Here is a 19,558-nt window from a genome sequence, read left to right on the forward strand (position 1 = left end):
ACTTTCAGAAGAAGCCCTGATTGGGCAGCGGGGTGCCGTTGATCTCGTAGCGGCCCACCGCAACGGCCTTCAGAGTCTTCGGATTGTGTGCCGCGATGGAGCGAATGTTGCGCCAGTGCCGATCCAGGTGTGCACTGCGCCGAACCAGCGAGCCGCCACCCACGTCGAACAGTTCGGAGGACGCGCGGTTGGCCAGTTCGTCGATGACCACCTTCGACTTCGCGTTGAACAGCGCTGCCCCCAGCGACAGTTCCGGTTCACGGTCCGTACCGTGTGCGTCGTAGGCTTCCGCCAGCGCGGACGCGGCGGTGAGCACCAGCGACTCGGCGGCGAACGCCTGGCTCGCGATCTGGCCGACCGTGAGATGGAAGACCGGATCTTGGGCGGGCACATCGGATGTCGCGTGATAGAAGCTGCGCGGCCGATCCCGCACCACCCGAGCCGCATCGGCGGTCACCTGTCGCAGGATGCCCGCAATCATCGCGTTGAGCTGGACGTGGAAGAAGGTCGCCGGATAGGGCAGGTTGTCGCGGGGGAAGCCGCCCGGGCCGAAGTAGTCGTCGGGTTCGACGGCCACGTCCTCGAAACGCACTGTGCCACTCGCGGTGAACCGCTGACCGAAGCCGTCCCAGTCGTCGGGGGCGGTCACCCCGGGCCGGTCGGTGGGGATGATCAGCGACACCGTGCTGCCGTCGACGTCGGTGGCCGCGACGATCAGCCAATCCATGTACTTGCTGCCGGTGGTGTAGTGCTTGGTGCCATTGAGTCGTAGACCCGACGGCGTCTCGGTCACCGCGGTCTCGTACGCGTAACCCTGGGCACCGGCCTTCGCCGTGAGTTCGGTCGACGCCGAGCCGATCAACTCGCCGTCCGCCACACGCGCCAGCCAGGTCCGGGCCAGCGCGCGGCGTTCGGCGGAGTCGTCACCGCGGGCCTCCGCGCTGAGCCGCAGGTTCTCCACGACCCCGTAATGACTGCGCAGAATATGTGCCACGTTGGAATCGGCCGCGCCCAGTTCGATGAATACCCTGAACACGTCGACCAGCCCGTACCCGCCGCCGCCGAGTTCGGTGGGTACGCGCAGTGCGCCGAGGCGCGCGCGTTTGATCTCGGCGATGGCGTCGACGGGCGGTTCGTCTCGCTCGTCGCGATCGATGGCACCGGCCCCGACACGCTCGATCAGGGCGCTGACCGTCGCTCGACGGTAGTCGGCAAGGTCGGGACGTTCGGCAACTTCGGTCATGTCTCACTCCGTTTCAGGTTGTCCGGCAAGCCTTGTCGCGGCCGTCGCGGCAAACAATCGATTTCTGCTAAATGAATCTGGTAGCGGCCATGACTTCATCTGCCCGCGCGGCGTTCGGAGGATGGAGCGATGACCGAACGACGCCTGCTCCATCTCAACGTCAACGGGAACGGGCTGGCCAAGCCGCCGAACAGTTGGCGCCGCAGCGATCCGCCGCTGTGGTTCCTCGACTTCGCCTCCTGGGAGAAGCTGGGTGTCATCGCCGAACGTGCGTTGCTGGACGCGGTGTTCCTCGCCGATTCGTTACCCAGTCAGAATTTCGATGTTCCATGGCACGCCTTCGACCCGTTCCAGCTCCAGATCGCCATCGCGCGCGCCACCCGGCACATCGGCCTGGTCGCGACCCTGTCCGCGACGTTCTACCAACCGTGGGATGTGGCCCGGCGCGCCGCGACGCTCGACGTGGCGTCGGGCGGGCGCGCCGCCATCAATGTCGTCACCTCCGGATCGGATGACGCCGCCGCCCTCTACGGAAAAGATCCGTTGCCCGGGAGAGACTTTCGCTACGGACGCGCCGACGAGGTCCTCACCGCGGTGAAGCAGCTGTGGGGTTCATGGGGAGAGGCGACGGTCGTCGGCGACCCGGTCACCGGCAGGCTGGTCTCCGGCCCGGACATCCCGCATGTCGACTTCGACGGTGAGCACCTCGGCTTCCGCGGCCGCTTCCAGTTTCCCCCGTCACCCCAGGGACGGCCGGTCATCTTCCAGGCCGGTGGTTCCCCGCAGGGCATCGAGCTGGCCGCCAAACATGCCGATGCGGTGTTCTGCCAGGCGAACACGGTCGCCACCGGCCGGGACTTCTATCGAAGTCTGAAGGCCAGGGTGGCCGCGCATGGACGGTCCCCCGACGACGTACTGGTGCTGCCCGGCCTGAACATCACGCTGGGCAGCACCGAGGCCGAGGCCCGTCGCCGCCGGGCCGAACTCGTCACCATCGACGTCGATCAGACCGACCAACTCGCCGATTTCGCGGCGACCCTCGGGGTGCCGGTGGATCTGCTCGATCCCGATCGGACGCCACCGTGGGACTACATCGATGGTACCGAGTGGAAGCCGCGCACCATCGGTGGAGCCAATGCGATTCTCAGTGTGGCCCGCCGCGAGAATCTGACTATCCGCCAGTTGATCTCGCGCGGTGCGGGCGCGCAGCGGGCGACGGTCGGCACACCCGAGCAGGTGGCCGACTCCATCGAACAGTGGTTCACCGAGGGCGCGGCCGACGGCTTCAACATCAACTTCGACGTATTCCCCACCGGCCTGGAACAGATCGCCGACCACCTGATTCCGGAGTTGCAGCGCCGCGGCCTGTTTCGCACCTCCTACGAACACGACACTTTCCGAGGCAATCTCGGTCTCTCCCCGAAGGAACACCTCCGATGACCCGACGACTACATCTCAACGTCAACGCCAATGCGCTGGGTCGGGCGCCCGGCGGATGGCGCCTACGCGAACAACCACTCGGATTCCTCGACATCGCCGAATGGGAGAACCTCGGCCGAACCGCCGAACGCGGACTGCTCGACGCCGTGTTCCTCGCCGAGACACACGGATTCGGACACACCGACTTCACCAGACCATGGAATGCGATCGACCCGTTCGTGGTGCTGACCGCGGTCGCCCGAGCCACCACCCACATCGGCCTGGTCGCCACCGTGTCGGCCACCTACCGACATCCGTATCACATTGCGCGTCTGGGATCCTCGCTCGACCTGGTGTCCGGCGGACGGGCGGCGATCAACGTGGTCACCACTTCGTCGGACCGGGCCGGTGCACAGTTCGGACTGCCCGCCCACCCCGACCGCGACGAGCGCTATGGACGCGCCGACGAGGCGATCGCCGTGATCAGACAACTGTGGGAATCCTGGGATCCCGATGCCCTGGTGGGCAACCGGGACACCGGCGAACTGACCGACCGCACCAAGATTCGCGAGGTCGATTTCACCGGCGAACATCTGTCGGTGCAGACCTACTACCAGGTACCACGCTCGCCGCAGGGGCATCCGGTGGTGCTGCAGGCCGGCGCCTCCGAGCCGGGTATCGACCTCGCGGCCAAGTACGCCGACGCGGTGTTCTGCGCCGAACACAATCTGGCACAGGGAAAGGAGTTCGCCCGTCGCGTCAAGTCACGGGCGCGCGACGTGTACGGACGCGACCCCGACACCGTCCTGATCCTCCCCGGTCTCTGGCCGATCATCGGCGCCACCGAGGCTGCCGCGCGGGATCGCTATCGGGACTTGTCCGAACTCGCCACCGACGGCGGGGAGGCCCTCACCTCCCTGGCCGCCCAACTCGGGGTGCCCGCCGAACGGTTGCACCTCGACCGAGAGTTGCCCTGGGAACTGTTCGACGCCCCCGACTGGAGGCCGTCGAGTTACGGCTTCGCCAACTCGGTGCTCGCCACCGCTCGCAATGAGAACCTGACCGTGCGTGGACTACTCGGACGCCATATCGCCGGTGGCGGGCATCGTACGGTCGTCGGCACACCGGAACAGATCGCCGACGAGATCGAGCTCTACTTCACCGAAGGCGCCGCCGACGGATTCAACCTCAATCACGACTTCTATCCCGACGGTCTGGACCTGATCGTCGACCATCTCGTCCCCGAACTCCAGCGACGCAACCTGTTCCGCACCGAATATGAGGACACCACACTGCGTGGCAATCTCGGTCTGCCACTTCCGGTCCCGACACCGGTCTGAGCGGCGTCCCCAACCGGCACCCGCCCGCGGAGCTGCTATCCGCGGGCGGGTTCGGGTCCTGGCCCGCCGTGTCGCGTCACCGCGGCACGGAAGGTGGCGGCCACCTCCGGCCTGCGGACCGCCCCGATCGCGACGACGACCGCCGCCACCAGGGCAGCGCATCCGCCGATCCGTACCGCCCAGCGCGCGCCGAGGACGTCGGCGGTGGTGCCGACGATCGATGCGCCCACTGCCATCGAACCCATCTGGACCGCACTGAACAGCGCGAGGATCCGCCCGCGCAGGTGAGGTGCGGTGGCGATCTGCATCGCCGAGGTGACGCTGATGAAGTAGGTCATCATGAACACCCCGATCGGGAACAGCATCAGCGCATACCAGCGGAAGTCGCCAACCACCGAACTGATGAGCATCGACGCCGACAGGCCGAGGCCGCCGGCGACCACACTGCCCAACCGCGGTTGCGGCCGGTAGGCACTCGCGAGCGAACCGAGCAGACTACCCAGCGCCATCGTCGTCCCCACCACGACGTAGAGGTCGGCCCCGCGGTGAAACACGGTGGTGGACATCAACGCCGTCATCAACGCACTGTGCGAGGCGAACATCGAGACCAGCCCGACCCCGACCAGTAGCACCGCCAGATCAGCCCGGCCACCGACGTAGCGCAGCCCGTCACGCAGGGTCGCCCGACGCTGCGAACAGTCCCGCACCCGCAGCCCAGGACGCCGTCGCAGACCCGCGAGGACGAGCATGCCGATCGTCGCGCACACCGTGGTCACCAGGAAGGCTCCCGCCGTCCCCCATACGGCGATGACGACACCGGCCAGTACCGGCCCGGACATCCGGCCCAGATTGGTCATCGCCCCGTTGAGCCCGATGGCACTCATCATGTGCGTACGCGGCACCAGATCGGTGACCGCGGCCTGCCGCGCCGGCAGGTCCAGCGCACTCGCACAGCCGAGGACGAACGCCGAGATCAGCACCATCGGCAGGGTGACGATCCCGGCCGCCACCAGCACACTCATCGTCAGGGTGTTCACCCCGATCAGCACCTGGGCGACCATCAGCAACCGCCGCCGCGGCAGTCGGTCGGCGAGGACGCCGGCATAGGGGCCGAAGAGCAGCACCGGAAGATATTGCAGGGACACCGCCGCACCGGTCGCCGCACCGGAGCCGTCGGTCAGAACCGCCAGGACCAACCAGTCCTGCGCGGTTCTGGCCGACCACTCCCCGGTGCGGCTGAAGAAGGTGCCCACCAGCCATATCCGGAAGGGCGCCTGGGCGAGCGCGCCGAAACCACCGTTGGGTCTCGGCCCCCTCACCCCGTCGTGATCGGATCGAGAATCGTCGTGTAGCCCAGTGCCGCATCAGCATTGGACTTCAGTCCGCCCACCCGGTGAGCTGCCGTCACGATGGACTGCTGAATCTTGATGAAGTTGGGGTCCGACAGCCGGTAGAACTTGGTGTACTGCGCGTTGTCGTAGTTGGCCGCCGCGACCTCCTCGGTCTGCGTCAGCACCCGCTGCAACACCTTCACATACGCGTCGCGGTGGGTGGGCACCCATTCCTCGTAGTACTTGCGCAGCCGGCCGAAGAAGTCCTTGATCGCGGCCTGTTTCGCCGGATCGGCCAGCACATCCGAACGCGCGAGCCAGCCGCTTCCACCGATGATGCCCAGTGTCTTGGGGTCGGCGATCCGCACCGCGTCGCCGGCGTCGAGCTTCTTCTTGATCAGTGGATAGCTGGCCACCACCGCGTCCAAATCACCCGCGACGAAGGAACTCGCCGCCGCCTGATTCGCCGGGAACTGCACCCCGTGCACGTCACCGGGACCGAACCCGCCGTTGGCGAGCGCGACAACATACCCCGCGTAGATGTTGCCGCCGTAGTTGTAGCCGATCTTCTTGCCCCGGAGATCTGCCAGCGAGCGAATCCCGGAGCTCTTGGTCACGTAGACCGCGGGCGCCGGATTGGGTGCCTGCGGTGTCCAGGCGACCGCGATGCCCTGGATCGGCGCGGATTCCTTGGTCCACGGCGTGGCGGCGTTGGCGGCCTCGAAGGCGCCGGTGTTGTCGCCGGCCAGCCCCACGTCGATCTGCTTGCCGTACAGGGCGGCGAGCTGATTCGCCGGGCCGTTGATGACGGGGACCTCGAAGCTGTAGGTGGTGTCGTCGAACAGCCCGGATTCCTTGAGCAACTCCGGGAACTCCGCGGTCTGATAGCCGATCTTGAGATGAATACCGGACTTGGACTGCGCCTCGTCCCCGGCGCACGCGGTGGCCAGGGATCCGACGGCAACCGCGACGACACCTACCCCCACCAGGCGACGAATGAACCGCCCCCGCAATGACTTCACTGACATCTGAGCTTCTACTTCCTCACTCATCGGGTACTGCGATGACTGGCCGGCCGGATGGCCGGGCATGAACAACAGGCCCTCGGGCCGAGACTGCGACCGCCCTGGCGATCGCCGCGATGGCGGTGCGCTCACCCGGCGTGGGAGGGACCCACCCCCAGCTGGGCCAGCAGGATGGCGCGCAACTGCGCGAAACGCGGATCGTCGCGGTCGCGGGGACCGTCGATGTCGATACGCTGATCGAGTGCGATCGCACCGTCGGAGAGCACCAGCACCCGATCAGCGAGCAGGATCGCCTCGTCGACATCGTGGGTGACCAGGACCACGGCGGGCTGGTGGCGAGCACACAGCGCGGCGAGCAGATCGTGCATCCGGATTCGCGTCAGCGCGTCCAGCGCGGCGAACGGTTCGTCGAGCAGCAGGAGGTCGGGTTCGGTGACCAGCGCCCGTGCCAGCGCCACCCGTTGCGCCTCGCCACCGGACAGTGTGCGCGGCCAGGCTCGCGCATGCCGCTCGATACCCACTTCCCGCAGGGCGTCGACCGCACGCTCCCGCGCCGCCCGCAGGCGGCCCGCGCCGATCACCACGTTCCGCCACACTCGTTGCGCAGGCACCAGTCTCGGCTCCTGGAAGACCACCGACCGCACCTGTGGCACCACGACCTGCCCACCGTCGGCGGTGTCGAGGCCCCCGAGGATCCGCAGCAGGGTCGTCTTGCCGGTGCCCGACGGACCCAGCAAGGCGACGAAGTCGCCCTTCTCCAGCAGCAGGTCGACGCCGTCGAGTACGGCCCGCGATCCGAACACCCGACGCACTCCGCGGGCGGCCACCACATAGCGTTCGTCCGTACGGCCAGTCCCGGCGTCCCCCGCCAGCTCCTCGAATGTTGTTGTCACCTCAGCCGATACCGACACGAGCCCTCCACGGTAGAGCGACGCGTTCCACACCCCGCATGACGAAGTCGATCAGGATGCCGAGCACCGCATAGATCCAGATACCGGCGAGCACGATGTCTGGCCGCTGATTGTTCTGCGCGTTCATCACCAGATAGCCGATCCCCTCGGTCGTGTTGACCTGCTCGGCCAGCACCAGCGACAGCAGCGCGAAGCCCGCCGAGAAGCGCAACCCGGTCAGGATGCCCGGCAGCGCGGTCGGGAAGATGATGCGTGTGGCGATCTGCAATCCGGAGAGCCCGTACGACTTTCCGGCCTCGATCAGTTTCACGTCGACACCCTTCACGGCGTGATACGTGTTGAGGTACATCGGGAACAACGACGCGGCGGTGATCAGCGCGAGTTTCGAACTCTCCTCGATACCGAACCAGGTCACGAACAACGGCACCAGCGCGATGAACGGCACCGTCCGGATCATCTGCAGGGTGGCGTCGAAGATCTCCTCCCCGATCTTCCACAGGCCCGCGAAGATGCCCAGGATCAGACCGAGCCCGCCACCCAGCAACAAACCCTGGGCCGCCCGGCGCAACGACACCGGCAACGCGTCCTGCAGGGAACCGATCTCCCACAGATACTGGTATGCCTCGCCGATCGTCCTCGGTGACGGCAGCTGATCCTCGGAGACGATTCCCTGAGAGACCACCAGCTGCCACACGATCACGATCGAGATCGGCACACCGATCCGGAGAATCCAGCCACCCCAGAACCGGATCCGGCCGCGGATACGCACCAGACCCCGGTCGCGCGGAGACAAGTCGATCAGATCCACCCGCCGCGACGCCGGATACCGCGGTGCGGCGTCCACCTCCGCACGAGGCGCCTGCGCCACAAGAACACTCATGACCCCGCGCCAGGTTCGAAGGCACGGAAGGGGACCGTATCGTCGGCCGCAAGCTCGGCGACCAGACCGAGTTCCCACGACAGATAGTTGCGGAACCCCTGTTTGCGCAGTTCCGGATCGGTCTCCCGCCAGCCGGACGCGACCACGTCGTCGGCCTCGTGGAACCACACCGCATCGTCGGCGTCGAGGTCACGGCCGGATGCCGTCCACGCGGCGGTCCCGCCATCGAGCACCACCACCGGACGATCGGTGACCGCCGCGACCTCGACGGCCGCGAACCGGGCGATGATTCCGTCCGGCGAGGTGAGCACGATGGTGCCGCTTCCGGGCAGTTCGACCCCGGATTCGGCCAACCGCGCGCGAATCGCGAACCGCGCGGACCGGATATGGCCGGCCCGGTAGTCCGGACTCGACGCCAGGTCGAGGATCGCGACGTCGGTGTCGTCGAGGAGGTCCGCGAGCTCGTCGGCGGTCACCGATGCGGTGGCGTCGGCCGTCGGCAACCCGAGGACCTGCGCCGGCACGTCACCGTCGACGAGTTCGGTGCCGGCCAGCGCATCATCGAGGACATAGACCTCCGCCCAACCGATCTGCTCGATCCAGCTGGCGGCCACCGTCGCCCGGACGCCGTCGTCGTCCACCAGCACGACCCGCGAATTATGGGTACCCACATGGCGGAACACCCACGGTGCGACATCCCAGCTGGGTGCCGACAGCGATCCCGGCAGGTGGCCGGACACGAACTCCTCCGGCGGGCGTACGTCGAGCACGTACAGCGAACGTTCCTCCGATTCGGCGCGGAACCGCTCCAGGGTTGCCGCGTCGATGTGCTTGGTACCAAAACGCGTGGCAATCCGCTGCGCCGCCTCCTTGGCCGCCACCAGCGATTCACCCTCGGGCGCGGGCGCCGACACCGACTTGCCGTGGTCGAGCTCGTGACCCTCCAGAACCCACGACTGCGTACCACCCTCCAGTGACACAACACGATTCGGTAGTCCGGCGTTGATCAGCACCTGCGCGCCCAAGATGCTGCGGGTGCGTCCCGCGCAGTTGACCACGACAAGTGAGTCCGGCGAGGAGACGACTTCGGCGGCCCGGTAGACGAGTTCGGCCCCCGGGATGGAGGTGCCGCCCGGCAGGCTGTGGTTGGTGAACTCGCCGATCGGCCGACTGTCGAGCAGGACGATGTCCTCCCCGGCCGCCTGTCGCTCCCGGAACTCCGCCACGCTGATGTGCGGCGTCTGGTACACCTCCTCGATCCACTCGCCGAATGCCTGGCCGATCACGTGGTCTCCACCGGACTGCACCTTGTAGCCGGCCTCAGCCCAGGCAGCCAGCCCACCGTCGAGAACTCGGACATCGCCGAAACCCAGGTCGCGCAAGCGAACCGCCGCACGGGTGGCACGCACCCCATCGCCCGAGTCGTACACGATGACCGGCGTCGACGGCCGGGGAACCAGCCGTGCCACCTTGAGTTCGAGCACACTGAGCGGGATCGACACGGCGTGCAGAATCGACCCGTCGACGGCCGTCACGCCCGCCTCCCGGACATCGATGAGGGCATATTCGCTTGCACCACTGATCAGTTCGTGTAGCTCCGGTGCATCGATCGTCGCAGTCGCGATGACAGTCATGGGTTCCTACTCCGGTTCGGTGGATCGGCAGCGAGAGTTCGCCTGCCGGCCGACGGAGGGCGATCGCACCGTCGGACGCATTCCATGCTGTCGTGCAGAACTATTCGCCAACAACGAAACTCATCTACGCGGATCGAAAAGGCTGCGCTTAACCCACGGATCGGGCCGAGCGGACACGTGACCACAGCAGCCCCCACAACGACAGCAGGCCCCACAACGACAGCAGGCCCCACAACGACAGCGGCGCCGCATCCGATGATCGGAATGCGGCGCCGCGACGTCGACGATCGGCCGGCCTCAGGACGCGGCCACCACCGAGGTGGCCGGTTCCGGCACGATCTCGTCCGCTATCGACTGCAGAGCATTCAGCGCCACAGCAGTTTTCGGGTCATGTTGACGTCCAGCCCGGACCACTGCGTTGATGTCGCGCCGTTCCAGCTCGATCCCGTCGACGATGTGGCCCTGCAGCGCGGCGGGCACGGTGAGTAGCGGCACCACCGCAGGCCCGATGCCGGTGGCCGCGACATCGCACACGTTGTGCGCACCGTTGAGCCGATGTTTGACGTGAGGACGGAAGCCCGCACGCTCCCCTGCCCGCATGAGCACGGTGTCCAAACCCGATCCGGTCGGTCCCGAAACCCACGGGTGGTCGGCGAGGGCCGCCAACCCTCCGCTCCGGATCAGTGCATGCAGGTCGGGCGGTGCCATCAGCACCAGCGGCTCATCTATCAACCCGATCACGCTCAGCCCGGAATACGGCTCCTGACCGGTGAAGTCGTAGGAGCAGGTGATCGCCAGATCGATCTCCCCCTGGCGCAGCTGACGCAGCGCGCGTTCCGGACTCTGCTGATACACCTCGACGCGCATCTCCGGGGCCTCGACACCGAGCTGGCGCACCATCGGCGTCACCAACTGGGTCACCGCCATGTTGAAGGCCGCGACGACCAACTGACCCGAGGCCCGATTCTCGGTGGCCGCAACAGCACTCATCGCCTCGTCGACCGCCCCCAGCACCCGACGGGCGTGGTCGGCGAGAACCCGGCCGCTGCGGGTGAGGCCGAGGGTCCGGCCATCGCGGCGGAACAGGACGGCACCGCTCTCGTCTTCGAGGACGCGCAATTGCTGAGATACCGCGGAGCTGGTGATGTTGCGTCGGTCGGCGACCGCGGTCACCGTACCCAGGTCGGCCAGATCGCAGAGCAGCATCATGCGTTTCAGATCGAGCATCGTGCATCCCTCCGGATCTGGGTGAGAATCGGCGGCGACCGACGATCACTATCCCGCCGTCAGCACCCACGCCCGCCGATGAGCCGCATCCGCAAGGACCCCGGCTGACCTGTAGATATCCAGATATAACACAGCAAAACTGAACAATTCCCCTCCATCGGACCACGGAGGGGAATTGCAACCAGCGCGCATATTAGGAACTATTCACGGCGGCACAGTTCATGTGCGATCGACGAGAATTCGCCGCGAATCTTCGGTAGCTGAGACCGTCAGTGTTCGAGTTCGCGGGCCACCGCACGCACGACCTCGGAGATCCGCTGCGCGGTCTTGCGGTCGGGGTAGCGCCCCTTACGCAGATCCGGCTGGACCTTCGCTTCGAGCAGCGTGATGAGATCGGCGACCATGCCGTGCAGTTCGTCGGGGCTGTGCCGCTTCACGTCCTTGCGGGCCGCCTCACGGGCGTTCTTGGCCACACTCGGCGCGGGTTCGAGCACGGTCACCCGCAGGGCCTGCGGTCCGCGACGACCGGCAGCCATGTCGAACTCGACACGCTGACCCGGCTTCAGCCCCTCGACCCCACCGGACAACGCCGACGCACGGACGTACACGTCCTCGCCGCTCTCCTGCGAGAGAAAGCCGAAGCCCTTCTCCGCGTCGTACCACTTCACCTTGCCGGTCGGCACTGCGCTCACCCTCGTCCACTCGGATCCACCACGACAAAAGACGCCATCACCCATCCGGACAAGACGAGCCCGGACTGCTGAGCAAGGCGCCTGACTGGTCAGTCTAGCCAACGCCCCGGACATCAGTCACGGCGATTACCCACCAGCCGGTGCGGGCACGTCGATCGGCGATGACCAGCCCGCGCGCGTGATCTACCGTGGAGATATGCACAAAACTGGTTCGTCGGGACTGCTGGTGGCGGCCATCGTCCTGTTCGCGATCGGGCTACTCGCGATCGCGGCACTGTTCCTGACGCCGGTCCTCTCCGACGGCAGCACCGCGCCGACGGCTATCTATCTACTGACGATGTGCGCGCCGCTGGGCTTTCTCCTCGGGATCGCCGCGGCTCTGCGCGCCGGACGACGGGTGAACACCAAATGACCGCAACAGCAGATTTCGCCACCCCCGACCTCGCACCGGCCTCCGATTCGAAGGCATTGCGCCAGGCCTACTCGTGCTTCCCCTCCGGCGTCGTCGCGGTGTGCTGCCGCCGTCCCGCCGACGACGGGTCCGGGGATTCGCGCGAACTGATCGGAATGGCGGCGAGTTCCTTCACCACCGTGTCCCTCGACCCGCCGCTGGTGTCGGTCTGCGTGCAGAACTCGTCGTCGACGTGGCCACTGCTGCGGGGTGCGCCGGCGATCGGGGTCAGCGTGTTCGCCGGCGACCAGATCGACGTGTGCAAACAACTCGCCGGACCGTCGGGGAACCGCTTCGACGCCATCGCCCCGCTGCGCACCGCCGACGACGCGGTGTTCATCCCGGACGCCGCGGCACACCTGTCCTGCACGATCCACAACGAGATCCAGGCCGGCGACCACACCCTCGTCCTGCTGCAGATCGAGACCTTGCGCGCCGACCCCGGTGTGGAGCCACTTGTCTTCCACGCCAGCACCTTCCGCGCGCTAGAAGCCCGCCGGAGTGGCTAGATGACCGCTGTCGCACTGGGATTGCCGACGCCGCGCACCTCGACTGCGACGGCGTCGCACCCGACCCCGACGTCGGGTCCCCTGCGCGACACCTTCGGACGCGTCGCCCGCGACCTTCGGGTCTCGGTGACCGACCGCTGCAACCTCCGCTGCACCTACTGCATGCCCGCCGACGGCCTGGACTGGATGCCGGGTGACAAGCTCCTCTCGACCGAGGAGATGATCCGGGTGCTGACCGTCGCGGTACGCGATCTGGGCGTCGAACGGATCCGCTTCACCGGCGGTGAACCGCTGCTCCGACGCGACCTCGAAGACATCATCAGCGCCATCGCCGCGCTGGAGAATCGACCGGAGATCGCGATGACGACCAACGGTCTGGGCCTCACCCGGCGGGCGCGCGGACTCGCCGACGCCGGACTCGACCGGGTCAACGTCTCCCTCGACACCGTCGATGCCACCCGGTTCGCGCAGGTGACGCGTCGCGATCGACTCGACGACGTAATCGCCGGCCTGGCGGCCGCCGCCGACGCCGGACTGGGGCCGATCAAGGTCAACGCGGTGCTCCCCGAGCGTGCCGACCTGGCCCGGCTGCCCGACCTGCTGTCCTTCTGCCTGGCCCATGGTTACGAACTCCGGATCATCGAGCAGATGCCACTCGACGCCGACCATGCCTGGGCGCGCAACCAGATGGTGACCGCGGACGAGATCATGGCCACCCTGCACGACCACTTCGACCTGCGGCCAGATCCGACCCCACGCGGGAGCGCCCCGGCGGCGACCTGGCTGGTCGACGGCCATACCCACGCGGGCCGACCCACCCGGCTGGGTGTCATCGCATCGGTGACGCGGCCCTTCTGCGGCGACTGCGACCGCACCCGGCTCACCGCAGACGGCGCCCTGCGCAACTGCCTGTTCGCCGCCACCGAGACCGATCTGCGCGGCGCGTTGCGCGGGCGGCGGTCGACCGAAGCCGGTCCCGCCGCCGTGGACGCCGAGATCGCCCGTCTATGGCGCGCCAACGCCTGGGCCAAGGCGGCCGGACACACCGTCAACTCCGACGATTTCGAGCAACCGGCCCGCCCGATGTCGGCGATCGGCGGCTGAGGGTACAAGCTGGACATCATGTCGAGCACCACCCGCCTACCGATCACCATCCGGTATTTCGCCGCGGCACGGGCCGCCGCGGGCGTCGACACCGAACGCGTCGAGATCGACGCGCACACCTCGATCGCCGATCTGGAAGGCATTCTCGCCGCCGCGCATCCCGATCTGGCTCCGATCCTGGCGCGCTGCTCCTATCTCCGGGACGAGATCGCGCTGCGTCATCGCGACCGGCCGCTGCTCCCCTGCGACACGGTCGACGTGCTGCCTCCGTTCGCGGGTGGCTGAGACCACAAACCGCCTGTGAGCTTAGTCACATAACGGTGCGATAACGGGATGGACACAGGACGACTACTAGCCCCGTGAACTGGGATGACACCCTTTTGCGCGCGAAAGTGCCGAATTCGGCGCGGTTTTCGGCTTGGGACGACTACGTGATTCAGCGCGAAGTTCGCCGTAACGTACGAAACGTCCTTCCTCGGAAGGTCACAACACAGCGAACAGAACATAACGTCCCGTCGGCCGCGCCGAGCCTCGCTCCGCCACGGAACGCAACGAGCAACAGAACTTCTAGGAGCGAGGACGGGGGACCCACCTCTCATCGTGAGATGAGAACGGGCATCGCATGCGGTGTCCTTGGGGTCAAGTCCCGAAGCCTCACGGCCACGGACCGAGCAACCTCTCGCTCGAACCCGACAGCTGACTTCGTAGGCGCGTGGAGAGAGGAACTCGACACATGTCCGGACGTCATCGCAAGCAGACGAACACCACGACCACCAAGACCTTCGCCAAGATCGCGCTCACCGGCGCCGTTCTCGGCGGTGGCGCCGCACTCCTGGGCACCGGTTCGGCCAACGCCGCCACCGACTCCGAGTGGAACTCCGTCGCGCAGTGTGAGTCGGGTGGCAACTGGGCCATCAACACCGGCAACGGCTACCAGGGCGGACTGCAGTTCAGCCCGAGCACCTGGGCCGCCCACGGTGGCACCCAGTTCGCCCCGAGCGCCGATCAGGCCAGCCGCGAAGAGCAGATCGTCGTCGCCGAGCGCGTCCTCGCCACGCAGGGCAAGGGCGCCTGGCCGAGCTGCGGCGGACCGCTGTCGGGACCCACCCCGCGCACCGCTCCCAACAGCATCGACCCCATCCGCACCCCGCAGGCCCCCGAGCAGCGTGAGTTCAAGCTCGGCACCGCCCCGGAGGCCAAGACCGACGCCGAGGTCAAGAAGCAGGTCGACGAGGCCGTCGACGCCGCCAACGTCAGCCCCGAGGTGCGCAACCTCTGGAAGGCGGCCAAGGACAGCGGTGTGCAGCTGAGCCCGGAGCAGATCAAGCTGTTCAACCAGAACAAGCACCTGCTGCCGAACTCCTGACACACGGCATCCGCCCATAGTCGAAGGGCCCCGCACGATGAATCATCCGTGCGGGGCCCTTTTCCAACTCTCGATAGCAACTCAGGCCGACCCGACCCATTCGTCGGAGCCGTCGGCGAAAAACTGATGCTTCCACACCGGAAGCCGCGCCTTCACCTCGTCGACCAGTCGCGCACAGGTCTCGAACGCCGCCCGCCGGTGATCGGCGGCGACCGCCACGACGAAGGCCGCATCCCCGACGACGAGATCGCCCACCCGGTGCGACACGGCGACCGCGCGCAACCCGGCGGTCGACCCGACGACCTCGAAGACGACCTCGGACAGCACGCGAGGCGCGCTCGGATGGGCGGAGTAGGACAGCGCGGTCACCGATCGGCCGGCGTCGTGGTTACGGACGGCGCCGGTGAACCCGACGATGGCCCCGGCCGCTCCGCCGGCCGCCGCGCCGACGTAGTTCTCGTGTTCGGGCAGACTGATCGGCTCGGCGGCGACCGCGGTCCGGATGGCCGCCCCCATCGCAGGTGGCGCGTTCATGGGTGATCACCTCCACGGATCTGGTCGAGCGCATGTCGCAGGACACCGTCGAGGACGACCAGACCGTCGCGCACCCCGCCCGTCGAACCGGGCAGGTTCAGCACCAGGGTAGAACCGGACACGCCGGCCAGGCCGCGGGACAGGATCGCGGTCGGCACCTGTGGCAGGCCCGCGGTACGGATGGCGTCGGCCAGCCCCGGGATCTCGAAGTCGAGTAGCGCACGGGTCTGCTCGGCGGTGCGGTCGGTCGGCGACACCCCGGTGCCACCGGTGCTGATCACCAGATCCGCACCGGCATCGACCGCGGTCCGCAGCGCCTGCCCGACCGGCGGACCGTCGGCGACGACGATCGGGCCGGCGACGTCGAAACCGCGCGACCGCAGCCACTCGACGATGATCGGACCCGTGCGATCGGGATAGGTACCCGAACTCGCCCGGGTGGAGGCCACCACCACATGCGCGAGCCCGCTCGTGGTCACGGTTCGTCCGGGTCGTCGCGGCGCCAGTCCCCCGACTTGCCGCCGGTCTTCTCCAGCAGCCTGATGTTGTCCATGTGGGCCCGCCGGTCGACGGCCTTCACCATGTCGTGCAGGGTCAGCCCGGTCACCGCGACGGCGGTCAGCGCCTCCATCTCGACCCCGGTCTGCCCGGAGGTGGCGACGGTGACGAGGACGTCGATGTGATCGGCGCCCACGCTGAAGTCGACGTCGACCGAGGAGAGGGCCAGCTGATGGCACAGCGGGATCAGCTCGTCGGTGCGTTTGGCGGCCATGATGCCCGCGATCCGGGCGGTGGCCAGCACGTCACCCTTGGGCAGCCCATCCACGCCGAGCAGTTCGATGACCCGCGTGGTGGTGTGGAAGGTGCCGGCGGCGACGGCCCGACGCCGGGTCGTGGCCTTGTCGCCGACATCGACCATGCGTGCCGTCCCCGACGCGTCGAGATGCGTCAGGCGTTCGGGCGTGCTGCCGGACGAAGACTCCGGCGACATCGATTCAGCGGTTGATGTCGGTCTTGGCGTGCACGAACGGCAGTTCGTCGACCGGCAGCGGGAACTGGGTCTCACCGAACGGCGACAGCGCGCCGGAAATGCCGGCGGCGAACTCGGAGACGGCGTGCGAGCCGTCGAGATCCTGGGGCCAACCGTTGTCGACGTACTGCTTCTTGCCAGATTTCTCAGCCACGTCCAGCATTCTGCCATGCGCCCTGCGGGGCCACCGCCCGACCGGCTCCTTTTGACGGTGGCCGACCCCGACACGTCCGACTGAATGAGTCAACGGTCCAATGTGCGTCGTATTGGGTATCGTCCGATCCGACACAGATCGATCCGGCACCCATGTATCCAGCACCGATCGATACGACGGCGACCGCTTGCGGCGAAGATCCGTCCGACACGGATACGGCCGAACCTTATGGAGGAGTTCACGTGGCGCTCAATCCCGGAACCGAGATCGCCGGGTACCGAGTGATCTCACGCCTGGGCCAGGGTGGCATGGGCGAGGTCTACCTCGTGGAGAATCCCACCCTCGAACGCGAAGAGGCGATGAAGGTGATCTCGGTGGCCGGGGTCTCCGATCCCGGTTTCCAGCAGCGATTCACCAACGAGGCCCGCACCACCGCGAAGCTCAGCCACCCCGGCATCATCACCATCCACCAGCACGGCATCGCCGACGGTCTGCCGTGGTTCACGATGACCTACCTGCGCGGCAAGGATCTGACCAATGAGCGGCTGACGCCCGCCGAGGTCGCCAAGGTCATCAGCGATGTCGCCGACGCCCTCGACTACGCCCACCGCCATCAGGTGATCCACCGCGACATCAAACCGGCGAACATCCTGGTGCTGCGCGACGAGACGAACGGCGACATCGAACGGACCGTCGTCCTCGACTTCGGGATCGCCAAACTCGTCGACTCCGCGTCGCTGACCGGCACTCATGCCTTCATCGGCACGCTGGCCTACTCCGCCCCGGAGGTCATCGACGGCGGCGACGCCACCGCCCGCTCCGACCAATACGCCCTCGCCTGTACCGCCTACGCGCTCCTCACCGGGCAGGCACCATTCCCCGGCACCACGCCGTCGGCGATCCTGATGGCACATGTGCGCAACCAGATCACGCCGGTCGCCCAGTTCCGGCCGGATCTCACCGCGGTCGACCCGGCACTGCAACGCGCACTGGCCCGCAATCCGGCCGAGCGCTACACCGACTGCCGGGCCTTCGCGGCAGCGCTGTCGCAGGTGCTGACCGGCCCCGCGGCCGGACCGGTGGCCCCGACGACCATCACGCCGCCCCGACCCATGCCCTACCCGAACGCGCCCTATTCGAGCACCCCGGGTCCGCACGCATCCGGGCCACATGCTTCTGGGCCACACGCTTCTGGGCCACATCCTTCGGGACCGAATCCGACGGGAGCGGCGTCGGGGGCGTTCACCGGACAGCCCAACCATGGCGCGCCGACCGGACACCTGCCGCCCACCGGGGCACCGGGGTACGCGCCGGTCGGCCCGACGCCGAGCCAGCCGCAGTTCGCGGTCGGCGCACCCCACTCGACCGGGCCGCAGAATCATCCCGGCAGCACCTACCCCACCGGCCCCGGCGGGATGGGCGGTCCGTCCCAGCCGTCGGGCCGCAAAACCGGCAAGATCGTCGCCGCGATCGCCGCCGTCGTCGTGGTGGTTGCCGCCCTCGTCGGCGGCACGTTCCTCGTCAAGAGCATGTCCTCGGACGGCGGATCGGACAGTGTCGCAGCGACCCCGACCCCACTCAGCAACCAGGCACGCACCAGCTGCGCAGTGCGGGACGGTCAGGCCTACTGCTGGGGCCGCAACAACGACGGTCAGGTCGGCGACGGATCCACCGACAACGAGGTCACCACCCCTCGCCAGGCAAACGGACCGACCAACGTCGTCAGCATCTCGACCGGGCTGTACCTGGGCACGGGCAGTTCGTCGGAATCCCACGGGACCACCTGCGCCGTCGGCGGCGGGTCGGCCTGGTGCTGGGGTGACAACAGCCGCGGTCAGGTCGGTGACGGTGGCGGCACCACCACCATCAAGGCGCCGCACCAGATCACCGAACTCACCGACGTCACCGGCATCTCCACCGGTGGGGGCAGCACCTGCGCGATCGCCGGTGGAGACCTCTACTGCTGGGGCGACAACGCCGAAGGCCAGCTCGGCGTCTCCGGTTCGACGGTCAGCACCCCCACCAAGGTCCCCGGGCTCGAGCAGGTGAGCATGGTCACCACCAACTTCGGCACCACGTGCGCCATCGCCGACGCCTCGTTGTACTGCTGGGGCGGCAACGCACAGGGGCAGATCGGCGACGGCAGCACCAGTGCCCGCACCGAACCCACCAAGATCGAGGGGCTCGGTGACGTCACCTTCGTCGCCATCGGCGGATACCAGAAGTCGAGCGTCTCCTATACGACGACCTGTGCGATCGCATCGGGCAAGGGCTACTGCTGGGGCGACAACCAGTACGGCCAGATCGGCGATGATTCGACGACCACCCGCGACACCCCGACCGAGGTCGGCGGACTGGAGAACCCGACGGTGATCTCGACCGGCTACGGATCCAGCTGCGCGGTCGCCGGTGGTTCGGTCTACTGCTGGGGCGACAACGACAAGGGCCAGCTCGGTACCGGCGAATCCAGCGCCACCCGCCCGACGACGGTCAGCGGGATCAGCGCCGCCACCTTCGTGACCACCGGCCTGGGCACCACCTGCGCGCAGGCCGCGGAGGGAACCTACTGCTGGGGATCCAACAGCTACGGACAGATCGGCGACGGCACCGAGATCGACCGGCCGGCCCCCGAGCGCGTCGGATTCTGACACCCGACCCGTTCGATCGACAACGGTCGGTGCCCGTGGCGACACCGTCGGCCCGAGCGG

At 67.6% G+C, this 19,558-nt stretch carries 20 protein-coding genes and 1 riboswitch; of the genes, 8 read left to right on the top strand and 12 right to left on the bottom strand.

What is annotated here, in order from left to right:
• Positions 1 to 4: 4 nt before the first annotated feature.
• Positions 5 to 1,243 carry an acyl-CoA dehydrogenase family protein gene (locus QSJ18_RS13685; protein WP_286327072.1) on the bottom strand — a complete coding sequence of 413 codons (1,239 nt, stop codon included), beginning with the start codon at positions 1,241 to 1,243 and terminating at the stop codon, positions 5 to 7.
• 129 nt (positions 1,244 to 1,372) lie between these two features.
• Between QSJ18_RS13685 and QSJ18_RS13690 the strand changes: the two genes are divergently transcribed.
• Both QSJ18_RS13690 and QSJ18_RS13695 read left to right on the top strand, forming a co-directional pair.
• A complete protein-coding gene (locus tag QSJ18_RS13690; RefSeq protein ID WP_286327073.1) occupies positions 1,373 to 2,683 on the top strand; it encodes an NtaA/DmoA family FMN-dependent monooxygenase in 1,311 nt (436 codons plus the stop codon).
• The gene (locus QSJ18_RS13695) at positions 2,680 to 4,002 is read left to right on the top strand and encodes an NtaA/DmoA family FMN-dependent monooxygenase (protein WP_286327074.1); all 1,323 of its coding nucleotides are present in this window, start codon (positions 2,680 to 2,682) and stop codon (positions 4,000 to 4,002) included. The genes QSJ18_RS13690 and QSJ18_RS13695 overlap by 4 nt, the downstream gene beginning before the upstream one ends.
• A 35-nt stretch (positions 4,003 to 4,037) precedes the next feature.
• Here the strand turns inward: QSJ18_RS13695 and QSJ18_RS13700 are convergent, their stop codons facing one another.
• The 7 genes from QSJ18_RS13700 to QSJ18_RS13730 all read right to left on the bottom strand — a co-directional run bounded on the left by QSJ18_RS13700 (position 4,038) and on the right by QSJ18_RS13730 (position 11,693).
• Complete coding sequence (locus QSJ18_RS13700; RefSeq protein WP_286327075.1) at positions 4,038 to 5,321, bottom strand: MFS transporter; 1,284 nt, start codon at positions 5,319 to 5,321, stop codon at positions 4,038 to 4,040.
• Positions 5,318 to 6,361 (bottom strand): ABC transporter substrate-binding protein, encoded by a 1,044-nt coding sequence (locus QSJ18_RS13705; RefSeq protein ID WP_286327076.1) that lies wholly within the window; start codon positions 6,359 to 6,361, stop codon positions 5,318 to 5,320. Before QSJ18_RS13705 ends, QSJ18_RS13700 begins: the two co-directional genes overlap by 4 nt.
• A gap of 125 nt (positions 6,362 to 6,486) precedes the next feature.
• On the bottom strand, positions 6,487 to 7,251 hold the full coding sequence (locus tag QSJ18_RS13710; protein WP_462476077.1) for an ABC transporter ATP-binding protein: 765 nt from the start codon (positions 7,249 to 7,251) through the stop codon (positions 6,487 to 6,489).
• A gap of 1 nt (position 7,252) precedes the next feature.
• Positions 7,253 to 8,149 carry an ABC transporter permease gene (locus QSJ18_RS13715; RefSeq protein ID WP_286327077.1) on the bottom strand — a complete coding sequence of 299 codons (897 nt, stop codon included), beginning with the start codon at positions 8,147 to 8,149 and terminating at the stop codon, positions 7,253 to 7,255.
• Complete coding sequence (locus QSJ18_RS13720; RefSeq protein WP_286327078.1) at positions 8,146 to 9,783, bottom strand: rhodanese-like domain-containing protein; 1,638 nt, start codon at positions 9,781 to 9,783, stop codon at positions 8,146 to 8,148. The genes QSJ18_RS13715 and QSJ18_RS13720 overlap by 4 nt, the downstream gene beginning before the upstream one ends.
• A gap of 297 nt (positions 9,784 to 10,080) precedes the next feature.
• Positions 10,081 to 11,010 carry a LysR family transcriptional regulator gene (locus QSJ18_RS13725; RefSeq protein WP_286327079.1) on the bottom strand — a complete coding sequence of 310 codons (930 nt, stop codon included), beginning with the start codon at positions 11,008 to 11,010 and terminating at the stop codon, positions 10,081 to 10,083.
• 269 nt (positions 11,011 to 11,279) lie between these two features.
• The gene (locus tag QSJ18_RS13730; protein ID WP_286327112.1) at positions 11,280 to 11,693 is read right to left on the bottom strand and encodes a cold-shock protein; all 414 of its coding nucleotides are present in this window, start codon (positions 11,691 to 11,693) and stop codon (positions 11,280 to 11,282) included.
• A 205-nt stretch (positions 11,694 to 11,898) separates the two neighbouring features.
• On the opposite strand from QSJ18_RS13730, the gene QSJ18_RS13735 reads away from it, so the two are divergent.
• The 5 genes from QSJ18_RS13735 (at position 11,899) to QSJ18_RS13755 (ending at position 15,132) form a co-directional block, all read left to right on the top strand.
• Complete coding sequence (locus QSJ18_RS13735) at positions 11,899 to 12,114, top strand: hypothetical protein (protein ID WP_286327080.1); 216 nt, start codon at positions 11,899 to 11,901, stop codon at positions 12,112 to 12,114.
• Positions 12,111 to 12,662, top strand: a complete 552-nt coding sequence (locus QSJ18_RS13740) for a flavin reductase family protein (RefSeq protein WP_286327081.1) — start codon at positions 12,111 to 12,113, stop codon at positions 12,660 to 12,662. Before QSJ18_RS13735 ends, QSJ18_RS13740 begins: the two co-directional genes overlap by 4 nt.
• The gene (gene moaA / locus QSJ18_RS13745) at positions 12,663 to 13,766 is read left to right on the top strand and encodes a GTP 3',8-cyclase MoaA (protein ID WP_286327082.1); all 1,104 of its coding nucleotides are present in this window, start codon (positions 12,663 to 12,665) and stop codon (positions 13,764 to 13,766) included.
• An 18-nt stretch (positions 13,767 to 13,784) separates the two neighbouring features.
• Positions 13,785 to 14,051: a MoaD/ThiS family protein gene (locus QSJ18_RS13750; RefSeq protein ID WP_286327083.1), complete on the top strand. Its 267-nt coding sequence runs from the start codon at positions 13,785 to 13,787 to the stop codon at positions 14,049 to 14,051.
• Between the two features lie 262 nt (positions 14,052 to 14,313).
• A riboswitch (cyclic di-AMP (ydaO/yuaA leader) is annotated at positions 14,314 to 14,493 on the top strand.
• Between the two features lie 6 nt (positions 14,494 to 14,499).
• Positions 14,500 to 15,132: a transglycosylase family protein gene (locus QSJ18_RS13755; RefSeq protein ID WP_286327084.1), complete on the top strand. Its 633-nt coding sequence runs from the start codon at positions 14,500 to 14,502 to the stop codon at positions 15,130 to 15,132.
• 81 nt (positions 15,133 to 15,213) lie between these two features.
• Here the strand turns inward: QSJ18_RS13755 and QSJ18_RS13760 are convergent, their stop codons facing one another.
• From QSJ18_RS13760 to QSJ18_RS13775, 4 genes are read right to left on the bottom strand one after another with little or no spacing between them, the layout of a single operon-like run.
• Positions 15,214 to 15,666, bottom strand: coding sequence for a molybdenum cofactor biosynthesis protein MoaE (locus QSJ18_RS13760; protein ID WP_462476078.1), 453 nt, complete (start codon positions 15,664 to 15,666; stop codon positions 15,214 to 15,216).
• Positions 15,663 to 16,145 (bottom strand): MogA/MoaB family molybdenum cofactor biosynthesis protein, encoded by a 483-nt coding sequence (locus QSJ18_RS13765; protein WP_286327085.1) that lies wholly within the window; start codon positions 16,143 to 16,145, stop codon positions 15,663 to 15,665. Before QSJ18_RS13765 ends, QSJ18_RS13760 begins: the two co-directional genes overlap by 4 nt.
• Positions 16,142 to 16,657, bottom strand: coding sequence for a cyclic pyranopterin monophosphate synthase MoaC (gene moaC / locus QSJ18_RS13770; protein WP_286327086.1), 516 nt, complete (start codon positions 16,655 to 16,657; stop codon positions 16,142 to 16,144). Before moaC ends, QSJ18_RS13765 begins: the two co-directional genes overlap by 4 nt.
• A 4-nt stretch (positions 16,658 to 16,661) precedes the next feature.
• Positions 16,662 to 16,859 carry a hypothetical protein gene (locus tag QSJ18_RS13775; protein WP_286327087.1) on the bottom strand — a complete coding sequence of 66 codons (198 nt, stop codon included), beginning with the start codon at positions 16,857 to 16,859 and terminating at the stop codon, positions 16,662 to 16,664.
• A 233-nt stretch (positions 16,860 to 17,092) separates the two neighbouring features.
• On the opposite strand from QSJ18_RS13775, the gene QSJ18_RS13780 reads away from it, so the two are divergent.
• Positions 17,093 to 19,498: a protein kinase domain-containing protein gene (locus tag QSJ18_RS13780; protein WP_286327088.1), complete on the top strand. Its 2,406-nt coding sequence runs from the start codon at positions 17,093 to 17,095 to the stop codon at positions 19,496 to 19,498.
• Positions 19,499 to 19,558: the final 60 nt, after the last annotated feature.

It is taken from the genome of Gordonia heveisoli (genome assembly GCF_030315745.1).
Classification (GTDB): Bacteria; Actinomycetota; Actinomycetes; order Mycobacteriales; family Mycobacteriaceae; genus Gordonia.

Excerpts from the sequence above, each read along its gene's own strand:
- QSJ18_RS13685 (WP_286327072.1), bottom strand. The coding sequence starts at position 1,243 with ATGACCGAAGTTGCCGAACGTCCCGACCTTGCCGACTACCGTCGAGCG.
- QSJ18_RS13690 (WP_286327073.1), top strand. The coding sequence starts at position 1,373 with ATGACCGAACGACGCCTGCTCCATCTCAACGTCAACGGGAACGGGCTG.
- QSJ18_RS13695 (WP_286327074.1), top strand. The coding sequence starts at position 2,680 with ATGACCCGACGACTACATCTCAACGTCAACGCCAATGCGCTGGGTCGG.
- QSJ18_RS13705 (WP_286327076.1), bottom strand. The coding sequence starts at position 6,361 with ATGTCAGTGAAGTCATTGCGGGGGCGGTTCATTCGTCGCCTGGTGGGG.
- QSJ18_RS13715 (WP_286327077.1), bottom strand. The coding sequence starts at position 8,149 with ATGAGTGTTCTTGTGGCGCAGGCGCCTCGTGCGGAGGTGGACGCCGCA.
- QSJ18_RS13720 (WP_286327078.1), bottom strand. The coding sequence starts at position 9,783 with ATGACTGTCATCGCGACTGCGACGATCGATGCACCGGAGCTACACGAA.
- QSJ18_RS13725 (WP_286327079.1), bottom strand. The coding sequence starts at position 11,010 with ATGCTCGATCTGAAACGCATGATGCTGCTCTGCGATCTGGCCGACCTG.
- QSJ18_RS13735 (WP_286327080.1), top strand. The coding sequence starts at position 11,899 with ATGCACAAAACTGGTTCGTCGGGACTGCTGGTGGCGGCCATCGTCCTG.
- QSJ18_RS13740 (WP_286327081.1), top strand. The coding sequence starts at position 12,111 with ATGACCGCAACAGCAGATTTCGCCACCCCCGACCTCGCACCGGCCTCC.
- moaA (WP_286327082.1), top strand. The coding sequence starts at position 12,663 with ATGACCGCTGTCGCACTGGGATTGCCGACGCCGCGCACCTCGACTGCG.
- QSJ18_RS13750 (WP_286327083.1), top strand. The coding sequence starts at position 13,785 with ATGTCGAGCACCACCCGCCTACCGATCACCATCCGGTATTTCGCCGCG.
- QSJ18_RS13755 (WP_286327084.1), top strand. The coding sequence starts at position 14,500 with ATGTCCGGACGTCATCGCAAGCAGACGAACACCACGACCACCAAGACC.
- QSJ18_RS13760 (WP_462476078.1), bottom strand. The coding sequence starts at position 15,666 with ATGAACGCGCCACCTGCGATGGGGGCGGCCATCCGGACCGCGGTCGCC.
- moaC (WP_286327086.1), bottom strand. The coding sequence starts at position 16,657 with ATGTCGCCGGAGTCTTCGTCCGGCAGCACGCCCGAACGCCTGACGCAT.
- QSJ18_RS13775 (WP_286327087.1), bottom strand. The coding sequence starts at position 16,859 with ATGCTGGACGTGGCTGAGAAATCTGGCAAGAAGCAGTACGTCGACAAC.